At 61.0% G+C, this 14,173-nt stretch carries 14 protein-coding genes; 4 read left to right on the forward strand and 10 right to left on the reverse strand.

Annotated elements, in window-relative coordinates; genetic code table 11:
• Positions 1-9: 9 nt before the first annotated feature.
• The gene (gene pepN, locus O1W68_RS15230; protein ID WP_269304880.1) at positions 10-2,463 is read right to left on the reverse strand and encodes an aminopeptidase N; all 2,454 of its coding nucleotides are present in this window, start codon (positions 2,461-2,463) and stop codon (positions 10-12) included.
• A gap of 75 nt (positions 2,464-2,538) precedes the next feature.
• Between pepN and O1W68_RS15235 the strand changes: the two genes are divergently transcribed.
• Complete coding sequence (locus O1W68_RS15235; protein ID WP_269304882.1) at positions 2,539-2,919, forward strand: phage holin family protein; 381 nt, start codon at positions 2,539-2,541, stop codon at positions 2,917-2,919.
• A gap of 4 nt (positions 2,920-2,923) precedes the next feature.
• Here the strand turns inward: O1W68_RS15235 and O1W68_RS15240 are convergent, their stop codons facing one another.
• The 6 genes from O1W68_RS15240 to O1W68_RS15265 all read right to left on the reverse strand — a co-directional run bounded on the left by O1W68_RS15240 (position 2,924) and on the right by O1W68_RS15265 (position 8,687).
• Positions 2,924-3,793 (reverse strand): 1,4-dihydroxy-2-naphthoate polyprenyltransferase, encoded by an 870-nt coding sequence (locus tag O1W68_RS15240; RefSeq protein ID WP_269304883.1) that lies wholly within the window; start codon positions 3,791-3,793, stop codon positions 2,924-2,926.
• Positions 3,794-3,858: 65 nt separating this feature from the next.
• Positions 3,859-5,136, reverse strand: a complete 1,278-nt coding sequence (locus tag O1W68_RS15245) for an FGGY-family carbohydrate kinase (RefSeq protein ID WP_269304885.1) — start codon at positions 5,134-5,136, stop codon at positions 3,859-3,861.
• Between the two features lie 168 nt (positions 5,137-5,304).
• Positions 5,305-5,808, reverse strand: coding sequence for a nuclear transport factor 2 family protein (locus O1W68_RS15250; RefSeq protein ID WP_269304887.1), 504 nt, complete (start codon positions 5,806-5,808; stop codon positions 5,305-5,307).
• Between the two features lie 42 nt (positions 5,809-5,850).
• Complete coding sequence (locus tag O1W68_RS15255) at positions 5,851-6,714, reverse strand: SDR family NAD(P)-dependent oxidoreductase (protein WP_269304890.1); 864 nt, start codon at positions 6,712-6,714, stop codon at positions 5,851-5,853.
• Positions 6,715-6,931: 217 nt separating this feature from the next.
• Positions 6,932-8,116, reverse strand: a complete 1,185-nt coding sequence (locus O1W68_RS15260) for an acyl-CoA dehydrogenase family protein (RefSeq protein ID WP_269304891.1) — start codon at positions 8,114-8,116, stop codon at positions 6,932-6,934.
• 184 nt (positions 8,117-8,300) lie between these two features.
• Positions 8,301-8,687: a nuclear transport factor 2 family protein gene (locus O1W68_RS15265; protein ID WP_269304893.1), complete on the reverse strand. Its 387-nt coding sequence runs from the start codon at positions 8,685-8,687 to the stop codon at positions 8,301-8,303.
• Positions 8,688-8,968: 281 nt separating this feature from the next.
• Here O1W68_RS15265 and O1W68_RS15270 point away from each other — a divergent pair, with 281 nt between their 5' ends.
• Positions 8,969-9,895 carry a VOC family protein gene (locus tag O1W68_RS15270; RefSeq protein ID WP_269304895.1) on the forward strand — a complete coding sequence of 309 codons (927 nt, stop codon included), beginning with the start codon at positions 8,969-8,971 and terminating at the stop codon, positions 9,893-9,895.
• A gap of 211 nt (positions 9,896-10,106) precedes the next feature.
• On the opposite strand, the gene O1W68_RS15275 is transcribed toward O1W68_RS15270, so the two are convergent.
• Positions 10,107-10,886, reverse strand: a complete 780-nt coding sequence (locus O1W68_RS15275) for an IclR family transcriptional regulator (protein WP_084346170.1) — start codon at positions 10,884-10,886, stop codon at positions 10,107-10,109.
• 227 nt (positions 10,887-11,113) lie between these two features.
• Here O1W68_RS15275 and O1W68_RS15280 point away from each other — a divergent pair, with 227 nt between their 5' ends.
• The gene (locus tag O1W68_RS15280) at positions 11,114-12,304 is read left to right on the forward strand and encodes a Rieske 2Fe-2S domain-containing protein (RefSeq protein ID WP_269304899.1); all 1,191 of its coding nucleotides are present in this window, start codon (positions 11,114-11,116) and stop codon (positions 12,302-12,304) included.
• Here the strand turns inward: O1W68_RS15280 and O1W68_RS15285 are convergent.
• Positions 12,295-12,582: a hypothetical protein gene (locus O1W68_RS15285; RefSeq protein WP_269304901.1), complete on the reverse strand. Its 288-nt coding sequence runs from the start codon at positions 12,580-12,582 to the stop codon at positions 12,295-12,297. The two genes, O1W68_RS15280 and O1W68_RS15285, sit on opposite strands and share 10 nt — an antisense overlap.
• A gap of 135 nt (positions 12,583-12,717) precedes the next feature.
• Between O1W68_RS15285 and O1W68_RS15290 the strand changes: the two genes are divergently transcribed.
• Positions 12,718-13,251 carry a LiaF domain-containing protein gene (locus O1W68_RS15290; RefSeq protein ID WP_269304903.1) on the forward strand — a complete coding sequence of 178 codons (534 nt, stop codon included), beginning with the start codon at positions 12,718-12,720 and terminating at the stop codon, positions 13,249-13,251.
• Positions 13,252-13,254: 3 nt separating this feature from the next.
• On the opposite strand, the gene O1W68_RS15295 is transcribed toward O1W68_RS15290, so the two are convergent.
• Entirely contained in the window at positions 13,255-14,028 is a 774-nt protein-coding gene (locus tag O1W68_RS15295; protein WP_269304905.1) for a PIG-L family deacetylase, read from the reverse strand.
• Positions 14,029-14,173 lie beyond the last annotated feature (145 nt).

Below are 14,173 nucleotides of genomic sequence, written 5' to 3' on the forward strand. Positions count from 1 at the left end.
CAAGGCCGGTCAGGACTCCGCCTCACGCACCCGAATGGCGCGCGCGAGGTGGTCCCGCTGTTCGATGACGAGCCTGCGAAGCGCCCCAGGCGCCCACTCGTGAGCAGCGAGCCACGCATCGGCGTCCTCGGTGCTCTGCTGCTGCGGGAACAATCCGACTACGAGCCTCCTGGCGATCTCGATACTTCGCCCGGCCCAAAGTTCCGCGATCACCTCGAAGTAGCGAGAGTCGAAGGACGCCAACACATCACGTCGCCCACCGGCACGGAAACCGGACACCGTGGCGTCGACCGCGTCGTTGGACAGGTCGTCGGAGTCCATCAATGCCGACCACGCAGTCGACTTCGCTTCGGCCGTCGGTCGGGCCGAAATCGCTGCGCGATACGAATTGCGACTGGAAGCCGATGCGTCCAAGGTTGATTCGGCATCGATCGCGTCCTTGTCGGCACGGCCGGATGCACTCAGAGCTCGCATCAGCAACCACCGCTGCTGTGGATCGAGATCGAGGCCTTCGAGGGGCAGGCGGCCGTCGAGCAGTCCGAAGATGTCCTCGGCTCTGGAATCGGAATTCTGGGCCGCCGCGCCGACCGCGCGTAGCCACACCACTTGCGCATCGCTTCCGGCATCTGCCGACATCAGTCGAGACCAACACGTGTCCAGCCAGAGTCGGGCAGCATCCTGACCGTCCGAATAGTAGTGATCGATCGCGTACTGGGCATTGGTGAGAACAGCCTCCAGAATGCCCACCTTGCCCTCCGAAGGCGCGAACCGCGTGACGAGGTCCAAGAACTTGGTCGGCGCAAATTCAGCGTCACGTGTCGCGTTCCACAGTGCCGACCAGATCAATCCCCGAGCCAAGGGGTCGACGATTCGATCCAGCGAACTGGCGATAGTGGCAAGGGACTTCTCGTCGAATCGAATCTTGGCGTAGGTCAGGTCGTCATCGTTGAGGAGAATCAATGCGGCACTGCGTAATTCGACGGGGGTGCTCGCGTCGATGATATCGATCTCGCGACGCTCCGTACGAACGAGATTGCCGTCGGTATCCGCGTCGTACAGTCCGATCGCCAGGCGATGCGGGCGTGGGTCGGTCTGCTCGACGCTGCTGCCGGTGTAGGAGAGTGTCGAGACGCCGCTTGTCTTCAGCCAGGCGGTAGCCCAGCTGTCCAGATTCCTCCCGGACGCGGCGGAGGCATGAGTAAGTAGATCTGCGAGTGTCGTGTTGCCGAAAGCGAACTCGGCGAAATACCTTCGGGAGGCCTCGAAGAAGGCCTTGTCTCCGACGTATGCTGCCAGTTGTTTGAGTACGCTGGCGCCCTTCGCATAGGTGATGCCGTCGAAGTTCAGCTTGGCAGCTTCGAGATCGATGATGTCGGCGACGATGGGGTGGGTCGTCGGGAGTTGGTCCTGCAGATACGCCCAGGCCTTACGCCTGTTCGCGAAACTGACCCAGGCATCGGTGAAGCGCGTTGCGTCCGCGGAGGCGAATGCGCCCATGAAGTCGGCGAAGGATTCTTTCAGCCACAGGTCGTCCCACCACTCCATGGTCACGAGATCGCCGAACCACATGTGCGCCATCTCGTGCAGGATCGTATTGGCGCGAGCTTCGTACTGGGCATCTGTTGCAGCGGAACGGAATACGTAGGACTCGGTGAACGTGACCAAGCCTGGGTTCTCCATTGCGCCGAGGTTGTACTCCGGAACGAAGATCTGATCGTATTTGCCGAACGGATACGGGTATCGGAATTTGTCGTGGAAGAAGTCGAGCCCCCGACGAGTGATATCGAAGATGTCCTCGGGATCGAAGTACTCGGCGAGAGAAGCTCTGCACAGTGCACCGAGCTCCACGGTGAGATCGTCTCGAGTCCACGATGATTCGGATCGGTGATAGGGACCTGCGGCGACGGCGGTGATATACGTCGAGATGGGCAGGGTAGGGGCGAAGGTCACGGTATCTCCCGTGCGGATTCCAGTCCGGTTGGAGAGAACTTCCCAGCCAGACGGCGCGGTGATCACAAAGGTGAACGGCGCCTTGATATCAGGCTGTTCGAAATTCGCGAAGACGCGTCGAGCGTCGGCCGGTTCGAATTGGGTGTAGAGATAGACCTCGTCGTCGACGGGGTCGACGAAACGGTGAAGTCCCTCACCGGACCGGCTGTACCGAGCCAACGCGTCGACGACGACCGTGTTTCTCGAGGCCAAGCCGACGAGCTGAATGCGGGCGCCGTCGTAGACCACGGGAATCTCGGCGTCGTTGAGCCTGATCGAATGTACGTCCGCGCCGATGAAGTCGATCCAGGTCGCCGGTGTGGACGCGTCGAACGAAATGGTGGTGCGAGAGGTGAACGTGTCGGCGTCGGCTTCGGTTGCGCCGAGTAGGCCCAGCTCGATCCGATACGAGACTTCGGTGATGTGTCGCGAGCGACGGCGTGTCTCGGTACGGGTGAGGTTCGCAGTGTTCACGTGTCGAGCGTAAGCCGCTCGGTAGCGCCGCGGGTGGGCACACCCTTCGGCGCAGCGCCGCATAGTCTTGGGCGCATGACATTTTTCGTACGGCTCGTTATCAACGCTCTTGCGATCTGGTTGGCTGCGCAGTGGGTCGGCGGCATCGAACTCGCGAGCTCGGGTCGTGGGACAGGATGGGATTTGATCGTCCTGGCCGGCATTGCAGCGGTCTTCACCATCGTCAATGCGTTCATCAAGCCGATGGTGAAACTGTTGTCGCTTCCCCTGGTCATTCTGACGCTGGGACTGTTCACCCTCGTCATCAACGCTTTGATGCTGCTCCTCACCGCCTGGATTTCCTCCGTGACCGATTACGGCTTGGCGATTGCAGGCTTCGGTGCAGCATTCTGGGGCGCACTCATCATCTCCATCGTCAACTTCCTGCTCGGCGCGTTCGTGCCCGAGAACCGCTGACGGTCTACGCCAATGCCAACGCGGCTCCGGTCGTCAAGCCCCACACCAGCATCGCCAGACCGGAGTCGCGAAGCGCCGGAATGAGTGCGAATCCCGTCGCACCCGTACGCACCGGCGTGTTTGCGCGTGCTGCTAGAGGCAACGCGATCAGCGCGATCAGCGCCCACGGTGTACGCGCGACGAGTGCGACCGTCACCGCGAACGGAACGATCATCAGTGCAAGGTGGAGCAGGCGGGTGCGGGAGTCGCCCAGTCGCACAGCGAGTGTGTGCTTTCCGGAGTCCGGATCGGTATCGATGTCACGAAGATTGTTTGCAACGAGTACAGCGCTCGAGAACGATCCGACGGCGACGGCCGCGACCGCTCCGACCCAGTCGACCCGACCCGCCTGCACGAACTGGGTACCGAGAACCGCGACGAGGCCGAAGAACACGAAGACCGCTACCTCACCCAGGCCGCTGTATCCGTAGGGCTTCTTGCCGCCGGTGTAGTACCACGCACCCGCGATGCAGACAGCGCCGACGAGGATGAGCCACCATGCACTGGTCACCGCCAACGCGATCCCGGCAACTCCGCCGACTACGAAACATCCGACGGCAGCAGCCTTGACGGAACCGGGCGAGGCGACCTTCGACCCGACGAGCCGGAGCGGGCCGACGCGTTCGTCGTCGGTGCCTCGGATGCCGTCGGAGTAGTCGTTGGCGTAGTTGACACCGATGATGAGCGCGAGCGACACGAGGAGCGCGAGCAGCGCCTTCCACCAGACGGCGTCACCGAGTGACGCCGCAGCACCTGTTCCGACGAGAACGGGCGCAATAGCGTTGGGCAACGTGCGGGGGCGTGCGCCTTCGATCCATTGAGCAGTGGTGGCCATGCTGTAGATCTTTGCGCATCGCCGTCGTAGATGCCCTCGGAGGGCCCGAGTAACAGGGCCCCGAATCAGGGAAGAGGTAGACGAGGCAAGTCGGGTAGCTGAAATGTGGGGAGCTGAAGCGGCGGCAGCTGGAACGGTCGCGGAGCGGGCGCAGTGGGTGGGGCTTCGGTGTTCTCATCGGTGCTGCGCTCAGGCACGTACTGACTTTCGGTCGTCGAAGAAACGGGCGGCGCAGTGGTCGTAACGGGCGGCGCATCCGACGTCGGGATCAGGACCGTGGTGGTTACCGCTGCCTTCGGCAACGGCGTCGTGGTGGGCACGGCCTCGGCGGTAGGTTTCTCGACGGCTGTGTCCTGGGTTCCGGTCAGCGACGGTTCCTCCCCGGCGCCGGGCCACAGCATCCAGGTGAAGAAGCCCAATACGGCCAGGGTGGGAAGTCCGAAACGTGCGAGCGGGATCAACAGTGATGTGACGCTCCAGCGTGAGGCCCCGGATCCGGCTGTCTGCTGCTGGTCCACCCGCGCCGCGTACAGCGCTGCACCGCGAGCACTGATCAGCTCCGGATCGCCGGGTACGACAACGGGAATCCGGAGGTATCGCGCGAGTACCTCTTTCAGCAGGGGAATTCTCGCGCCGCCACCAACCGCGACCACCACCTCGGGCGGAATCTCGGACATCTCGGCGAGATCGCGGAGGGCGATCGCGGAGTGCTCGGCCGCTCGCATGATCTGCAGTTCGAACATGTGACGATCCAGCAGTCGGAATGCGCCGTCCGAAGTCTGTGTCGCCTCGTGCGTGGACAGTGCTTCCTTGACTTCACAACTGAATTCCAACAGCGCGTGTTCTTCGGCTTCGGTGCGTGGTATCGCAAGAATGTCGAGGGTGAGGAGATGATCTCGCACAGCGCGATCGAGGACTTCGCCGCTCATCTCGGATGTTCGAGTGGCGGCGTAAACGGTTCCGCTGTCGATGTCCGCGACGGTCATCTCGAGACCGGTCGCCCCGAGGTCGTAGAGTGCGACGGTGCGATACCGGAATTCGGGGTCCGCCCTCAGCTGTTCGAGAGTGCCCGCAACCTCGGAGATCACGCGTACCTCCGACACGTACTCCTCGACCAACGCGGCCTTCAACGCGGCACTGTAGCCAGGGTCGGGGAAGGCGACGCCGAGAGAATGCGGAGCGTCCGGCCGGTCGACGACGACTCGGATGGCGTGCGCCACGTCCTCGGCATCGGGGCTCGGACCGGCAGTTGGGAACCATTCGGCGGAGAACGACCGGCCGTCGACGGTGCGCACTGCTCGAATGCCACTGACACCCATCGATATGCCGACTGCTGAATCCATTGCTCTCGTGGCTTCCCTTCCCTCGTCGGCGGCGGAACACCTGTGGAACTTCCGCGTCAGCCTACCGTGTAAGGGTCGGTTTTCCGATCGATAACAGACCAGAAGGTGCTTTTCGGTGAACGAAGTTTCCGTTCACACATCGGGGTCCATACGCCGCCGAACGCTGAGTTACGTGTCCAATCCCCAGCCTTGCACCACCTCGACGGACTCGCCCAAGGGGCGGGTCATGGACCAGAGTGGGACCGCACGGCAATACGAAATCTTCCATTCGCCGGCCTCGACAACGTATTTGTCCTCGTACTCCATCGACGACACGGTTTCGGTGCGCGCGGTCATGTCCAGTTGGCGAAACGCGAGTGTCCACTTGCCTTCGGCATGGTCATCGTCGGTGAGCTTGATTTCCGGGTGAAATGCGTGGTGCATGTCGAGAACGACGTAGCTTCCCGATTCTTTCCTCAGCGCAACTTTGCGGAAGATTTCGGCGACTGGATCCGCATCCTCGTGTTTTCCCAGGCGGCCGTAGTCCATGATCGCGCCGCGTTCGATGAAGCATGCGCGAAATGTGTCGACATCTTTGGAGTCGCATGCTCTCAAGTAGCGATGCTTCAAGGACTTGATCGCTTCGATCTTCTCGAGGTCGGACACTCTTTGCTCGATCGATGGAATGCTCACGTCAGAATCCTTTCGTAGGGAACATACGGATGACTAAGAGCTTCACTCGATTACCGCAGCACTGAACTGCGGTGGATCGCCCAGCATCGATCGATGCGAAGGGGGCCGATTTCCGTCGACGTCGACCACACCGAGTTCGGCTGCGAGCTCTGCACCTACGAGAACGTTTCCGGTGCGCTGCATCAGGTGCGGATCACGCGCCAACGCTGCGATGATCCTGCCGGTGAATTCCGGTGTTTCCGCAGTAGCAGCCAACGATGCGTACGCGTCCGGATTGGCAGCAAAGCTCGCGAGTGTGCGCTCGGTCTTGAGCAAGCCCATCCAGATCGAGATCACTGCAACCCCGAACGGCCGGAAGTCGTGAGCCATGTCGTGAGCCATCTTGTCCACCGCTGCTTTTCCTGCACCGTAAGCAGGTCCGTGCATGTAGCACGTGCCACCGAAGCTCGAAGTGTTCACCACGAGGCCGCTTCCACCTTCGATCAGCAATGGCGCCGCGAAATGCGTGGCGACATAGGTCGATCGCATCCCGACATCGAGCAAATCGAGCAACGACAGCGGCTTCTCCCAGAACGGACCCTTCATGGTCAGTGCATCGGGAACGGCGAGCGCGTTGTTGACAAGAATGTCAAGGCGACCTTGCTCTTTGCGCACTTGCTCGAAGAGATTCTCGACCTCGCCGTCCACCGAGTGATCGGTGATCACGGGGATACCGGTTCCACCGCGGCGAGTGATCTCCTCTGCCGTCGCGAAGACGGTGCCTGGAAGAGGCGAATCCCCTGGCGAGGCAGTACGACCCGTGACATACACGGTGGCCCCCGTATCGCCGAGTGCCAACGCTATTCCCTTTCCGGCCCCGCGGCTTGCGCCTGTCACTACGGCGACGCGCTCTGATTCCGAACTCAACACGAACTCCTTCGTCGATTCTTCCGTCACGGAATTGCCGGAACGGTACGCATCCGATTTTCAAGTGCAGCAAACAATGTAGAAAAACGGCTCACCGAAGGATCCCCTTCGGTGAGCCTTGTGAGTCGGTGAAACGGGGGCAGGCTCGCCTGTGTGAATTTATGACACTCGGCCTGAACCGTAGCCGCGATCAAGGGAAGTGCGAGAATCCATCCAGTTAGATCATTGCTCGCAGTGGGCCCTCCGGCACTTCACCCATGGTGGTGAGAGCTGTTGAATGGTAAAGGGTTCCCGGAACGTGAATCGCATGCTGCAATCCGACATGTGCGTCACGCCAGAAGCGCTGCACGAGATTGGTACGTCGCACCGCATTGCCGCCCGAGCGCGCGAAGATCTCGTCGACCGCATTGACAGCCCGCCACGCTGAACGCACCTGGTTCCGCCGGACCAGCGAACGGTCCTCGAACGAGATCGTCTGTCCGGCGTCCGCAAGATCGTAGACGCGTGAAATTCCGTCGAGCAGTTGGGTTCGGGATGCAGCGATCTCGGCGGCGGCGTCGGAGATCGCGTACATCACATACGGGTCATCCTTGATTCTGGTCCCGATGGCGGAGACCCGTCCCCGCTGGTAGTCGAGATGCGAGGCCAGTGCGCCCTCGGCGATACCGATGACGGCAGCGGTGATTCCGAGCGGAAACATCGTCCAGAACGGCAACTTGTATACGGTTTCGGTCCGGCCGACGCGCTCTGCAACTCCTTCCCCCGCCTGCACCTCCTCGTAATCCATTGTCCGATAGGACGGCACGAAGGCCCCATCTACGACGACGTCTTTGCTGCCGGTTCCTTGCAGCCCGATGACATCCCAAGTGTCGTCGATAATCGTGTAGTCCTTACGTGGCAGAACCACGTGGATGATCGTGGGCGGCATCACGGCGTTTCCCTCGGCATCGCCGACCATCGCTCCCAGAAAGATCCAGTCGCAGTGATCTGTGCCTGAGGAGAAGTTCCAGTGGCCGTGCAAAATGTATCCGCCGTCGGTAGGCGTCGCCACGCCTTGCGCGGCGTAGGGAGATGCGATCCAGGTGTCCGGATCCTCGCCCCAGACTTCTTCCTGAAGTTTGCGGTCCATCAGGGCCATCTCCCAGGGGTGGACTCCGCCCACGCCACACACCCATCCGGTGGAACCGCAATGCTTGGCGACGGCCATGACGGACTCGGCGAAGTCCCGAGGATGGGCTGCGTATCCGCCGAAGTCGGTGGGCTGCAGCATGCGCATCACCCCGGCTTGTCGGACCAGTTTCACGCTCTGGTCCGAGAGCTTGCCGAGATCCTCGGTCTCCTGAGCCGCTCCAGCCAACTGAGCGGCAATTTCCTCGACTTTGAGAACCACTTCATGCGTCATCGTGTACCTCCGTGTGATGTCGGGCGACTCACCCTGTAGCTGAGTCCTTGATCACAGTAGGTTCCGGCGGCCCTCCGAAAGAACGGGAGCTCCCGCTCATCGGAAGCGCAGTGTTGCTCCGACTACGTCGAAGGCGGCAATCATGCTCGCGGTGATCGCCTGCAGTGGCTCGAATCGTCCGATCTCATGACATCCGGACGTCCTCAGGTGACCAATATGCTTTCGTCGAGGTGATATGTCCTTCGACATCGAACGTCATCACATCGAACGGCTCGATTGTGACAACTCCGTCCGCCGTGTAGGTGCGTACCCGAAAGTGGAAAGCTGCTGAATCGCCGCTGTGGCGGAAATTGAGCAGTTCGGTCTCTCGTCGGGTGTGAATCAACGGCGTGAAGAATGCCGCAATCGCTTTCCTGCCACAGATCGGATCTGACCCGACCGGATCCTGCACTGTTGCTCCTTCGGCGTACAGGATTGCGATTTGCTCCGTCGAGGTCGCATCAGCGATCGCGGTCAGGTACTGGTTGACGGTGGAGAGAGCCTTCTCTCTGGTGACTTCGGTAGGGGTCATGTGAAGAAAATACGGCCGTCCACAGTCTTGAACGCCGCTACTCCTACTGAGCGGACTGGTCGGTGGAGCTTCTCGCGCCGCATGATGCCACTCCATTGTTCCGGCCGGCTTCCCGATGAGCGGAAGGGCTCACTTCGATAGTCGAACAGACGCAATACGTTGTTGTCGGTTGTCGGTTGTCGGTCTTCGGGCAGAGCGAGTTTCGACTGCACAGCGAAGAGGCGCTGCAGTCACAGCAATGTCGTTCTCTCCCCAAACTTTTGAACGGGAAACGAGGAATCATGAGTGAAGTCAAGGGTCTCGGATATGTGACCATCGAGGCAACAGATATCGATCGGTGGCGCGAGCTGGCGTTCGATGTACTGGGTTTCGACGAGGGGTCCGGCCCGGATCGAGAAACCCTGTATCTGCGAATGGACGAGCGCGCCTCACGGCTGACCGTGGTCCCGAGTTCGCACGATCGAGTGACAGCAGTCGGATGGGAAGTGCGCGATCAGTTGGCCTTGGCTCACCTTCGAGCACGGCTGGAAGAGGCAGGTTACGTCGTCGAGCCGATGGCGCAGGAGGCAACCGACGCTCGACGGGTCGAGGAAGGGTTTGCCATGACGGACCCGGGCGGCACTCCTCTCGAGTTCTTTCACGGACCGGTTCTCGACCACAGTCCGGTGCTCACCAAGCATGCCCAGAAGTTCGTCACGGGCGATCAGGGGTTGGGGCATGTGGTCGTCCCATCGACGAACTTCGATGAAACCTATCGTTTCTACACCGAGACACTGGGATTCCTACCGCGCGGAGCTATGCGGATGCCCGTGCCTGCGGAGTTCGGCGTACAGCGGATCAGATTTCTCGGCGTGAATCAGCGTCACCACAGCCTCGCCCTGATGCCGGTCCCCGAAGGCAAAGATCCTGGACTGGTGCACATCATGGTCGAAGTCGACCAACTGGACGCGGTCGGACGGGCGCTCGACGAGGTGATGAAACGGCGGTTCCCGGTATCGTCGACCCTCGGTCGGCACACCAACGACAAGATGATCTCGTTCTATGTCCAGTCACCGGGTGGATGGGACATCGAGTACGGAACCGAAGGCTCGCTCGTCGACGAGGCTTTCTACACTTCCGAAGAAATTACGCAGGACAGCTACTGGGGCCATGACTGGGCTTGGGCACGGGAACTGGCGGAAGCTCGAGACGCGGCCGACAAGGCTTGAATGAAAAGAAGTGCGGTCACGTAACGGCGTAGCGCTGATGTGACTCAGGCCAGACCGCACGCAAGACCGCAGGTTTGCGAGCGTTCGATCATGCTCCACTGCAGCATGATCGAACGCTACGCTGCGTAGGTGGTGGCCGCACTGCGGCGCCGGCACACGTCTTGCGTCCCTGGTTGCTACATATCGCGAATTTCGCCAGAACCTGTGATGCTCATGCCTTGGACATCGGATTGACTCCCACAGAACGAGAAATCTCGCGCGACGCGGAGCGTACCGCGCTGACCATTCGAGAATCGATGTGATCGAGTGGACCGCAGATGGAAATGGCGGCCACGGTATGACGGCCGTCGCTCGACATGGCCTGGCCTGCGCTGACAGCGCTTGCCACACAGCCGATATCGACGAGTCCTTCCCCGCGGTCGAAGGCTATGTCATCTCTGCGTACGTTCCCGACCTCCCGCGAAAGTTCCTCTCGGGTAACGATCGTTCTGGGTGTGCCGGGTTTCATGCGGTCGAACACTGGAGAGTGTAGGTATTCTTCCGGCTCGGCGGCCAGCAGCGCTTTACCCAGTGCTGTGCGGTGCGCTGGCTGATGGCCCCCGATGCGCGTGGGTATATGTGCACCGAATTCGCCATCGAGCTTTTCCCAATACACAACGTCTCCGCCGTCGAGGTAGGCGAGGTGCACAACTAGCTTTGTGCGTTGCTGCAGTTCGAACAGATGAGGACGGGCCAGCCGATAGAACCAGTGGGTGCGCACGCCTTCTGAGCCGAGTTCGAACATCCGAACGCCGATTTCATATACATCACCGACACGTAACAGCCACCGGAGTCGGACCATGCGTTCGAGTAGACGGTGCGCCGACGAGCGCGGGATCCCGGTGGCATGAACCATTTGCGTCAGTGTCAGAAAGCCCTCTGTCTGTAATGTCTCGAGCATGAGCTCGGCCCTGCTGAGCTGGTCCGAGGGCGGGTCGACATGTACATGCATCGGTCACCAACCTCCCGCGCTTTCGGTAGGGACGACGGCCCTACTGTGATCTGATCCACAGTATCTCACTCTGCCTCCGACCAGCGATTTCGGAGCGCAGATCCCTCTGGGCGGGAGACGGCCTGATCAAACCGGCACGCTTGTCCCACAGTGTGATGCAGAACACGAACGGGCCCCGGAATGCATCTCGAGGGCCGCAGGCCACAGACGGGAAAAGGAGTCACGCGATGACGATTACCAACGAACACCTACCTCACGTCGAGGACGAGGTGCGTTCGATCGATGCCGGCAGCAATCCGACACGGTTCGCTCGGGGCTGGCATTGTCTCGGCCTCGCCAAGAACTTCCGCGACGGTACTCCTCACTCGATCAACGCGTTCGGTCACAAGCTCGTGGTGTGGGCAGATCGTAAAGACGAACTGAAGGTACTCGATGCATACTGCCGCCACATGGGTGGCGACCTATCCAAGGGCACGATCAAGGGCGAGGAGATCGCCTGCCCGTTCCACGACTGGCGGTGGGGCGGGGATGGCAAGTGCAAGCAAATCCCGTATGCCAGGCGTGTTCCGCCGCTGGCTCGCACCCAGACCTGGTCGACGCTCGAGCGGAACGGCCAGCTTTTCGTGTGGAACGACCCCGAGGGCTCCAAGCCGACCGACGAGGTGACCATCCCCGAGATCGAGGGCTACGGTAGCGACCAGTGGACTGATTGGGAATGGAACAGTGTCGTCGTAGAGGGCTCCCATTGTCGAGAAATCGTCGACAATGTGGTCGATATGGCCCACTTCTTTTACGTACATCTCAATCTGCCGCAGTCGTTCCGGAACATCTTCGAGGGGCACGTCGCCACGCAGGAGATGTCGTTTCTGCCGCGTGGGGATATGCGCGGGCGTGATTTCGTGAACTTCGGGGATAAAATTTTGACGCAGTCCTACGCTTCGTATTTCGGCCCGTCCTACATGATCAACCGCCTGGTTGCCGATACCGGAGACCATCCGGTAGAAGCAGTGTTGATCAACTGCCACTACCCGATATCTCCAGACTCGTTCGTTCTGCAGTACGGGGTCATGGTGAAAAAGCCTGCGGGAATCTCGAATGAGGCGGCACAGGATATGGCTGCGGAATACGGGCAAGCCACGTTGGCGACATTCGAGCAGGACATCGCGATCTGGAAAACGAAATCGAGGATCGACAACCCGCTACTGTGCGAGGAAGACGGTCCGGTTTACCAGTTGCGCCGCTGGTACAAGCAGTTCTACGTGGACACCGCGGATATCTCACAAGACATGACCACGCGTTTCGAGTTCGAGATCGACATCTCCAAGCCCACCGAGTACTGGGATGAGGAGATCGAACGCAACTTGGCCAACCGAGATGAGCAGGCGGCCGCGGGTAGCGTCGCTACCGGTCAGGGGTGAAGATGCAACCGATCGAATGCAGCCTGTGCGGTACGACCGTACTCGTGGAGAAGTACAGCCCCCGCCATACCAGTGTGCAGTGGCTCGCCGACACGACGACTTCGTGTCGCCGGTTTGCCGACTTTGGCGCTACTGCGCCGAATGCGACACAGGCGCACGACGCTTCGAACATGCGCTGCCCCGCGTTGCACAGCACCATCGAGCAGGCCGTGCTCGATGGGCGGGTCGGCGTCACCAGGCGCACTGAACCAGTTCCTGGGAACTTCACGGACGGTCACGGAACGACGCTCGAGTCGGCACCACAGCACCATTGAGCGGGCAAGCGTCGACTGGTCGATCGCCTTTGCGGGTCCTGTGTTCGAGGGCGCCCCAAGAAATGCTGAAACGGACGAACCCGACGTACCCTGTGCACTATGTCCGATGGAAGTGAACTCGAGAATGCCCGTGGTGCTGCACAAACGAGGCTGGAACGAGCAGTCGGTGAGGGGAGATTGACGCTTGCGCAATACTCCGACCATGCGGCCGTGGTGTGGGCGCCGACGGTAGAGCAGAACGAACTCGATGCGATAGCGCCCAACACGATGGAACCCGTCCCGGCACGTGCACGATCTCAGTCGAAAATCCTGTGCCTGTTGAGTGATGTGAAGCGCGCGGGCCGATGGGCTTTGGCGAAGTCGACAGTCGCGATGCTGATCATGGGTGACCTCACCTTGGATCTACGGTCTGCGATCATCGGCTCCAACGAATCGACCATCACCATCGTCTCGCTCTTCGGCGACACCGAGCTCGTCGTGCCCGACGGCGTGAACGTCGAGATCGGAGGATTCGACGTCCTCGGCGATCGCGACATCGATACGGGGTCGGTGGACCCGGGCCCGTATGCGCCCACCATCAAGATTCGATCGTTCTCGATGTTCGGTGACCTGAAAGTGCAGTCCCCACGCTGACCGTCACAGCGGCAATGCAGTCTCCGTCGGACCAGGCTCTGCGCCGACGCGTCGGAACCATTCGCGGCCGAATGCCGCTGTGAGCATGTCGAGCGGCAGGTCAAGGAACGGTCCGAAGTCGCCGACCTGAGTCTCGTGCGCGTGCATCGCTGCCCGCTTGGCGTCCATCGCGGCGCTGACGTCGACGATCGTGGTGATCTCCGCTTCCGGGAGCCCGAACGAATCGAGGTCGGGCGGAGAGTTCTCCTCGGACCAATTCGGGTTCGCCATCACGAGGGCCTTCATATGGTCGCGATTGGTCGTTGCCTCGTAGACGTTGGCGATGCCTGCTAGTTCGGCTGCACGCATACCCACGACATGCACCTTTATGTGATCGGGGTGCCCGTAACCACCGTTGGGGTCGTAGATCGTGACGACATCGGCTTGCTCTTCTTCGAGTACGTCGGCCAGCTTGCGCGCCGCGGCATCCACGTCGGCATTGCAGAACGCGTCGGGATTGTCGTTCTCGACGGTTCCTGCCATCCCCGAGTCCGCATAATGCAGCATCACCACACGATCGGCGCCGAGCACTGACGCCGAGCTCTCCAGTTCGAACTTGCGTCGCTCGACGAGGGTTTCGCCGGCGCGGAGGATGCCGTCGGGGAACTCGCCGAGTGCACCATCGGTTGCGGTGACCAGAACGACGCGGTGACCGGCGTCGGCGGCGAGACGCATGATCCCGCCGGTGGTGAAGACCTCGTCGTCGGGATGGGCGTGAAAGCAGACCAGAGTGCTCATGCCCGAAATGTTTGCACGAACGCTCCCACAGTTCCTACTCGGTCGAGGCGGAGCATCCCGAGCGCACACCCTTTTTGCCAACCGCACCCCCGTCCTCGGACGTCGAAATGGCGTTTCGGTTTACAAAAACGGTGCGCGCTTACCC

Source organism: Rhodococcus sp. H36-A4 (genome assembly GCF_027158005.1).
Classification (GTDB): domain Bacteria; phylum Actinomycetota; class Actinomycetes; order Mycobacteriales; family Mycobacteriaceae; genus Rhodococcoides.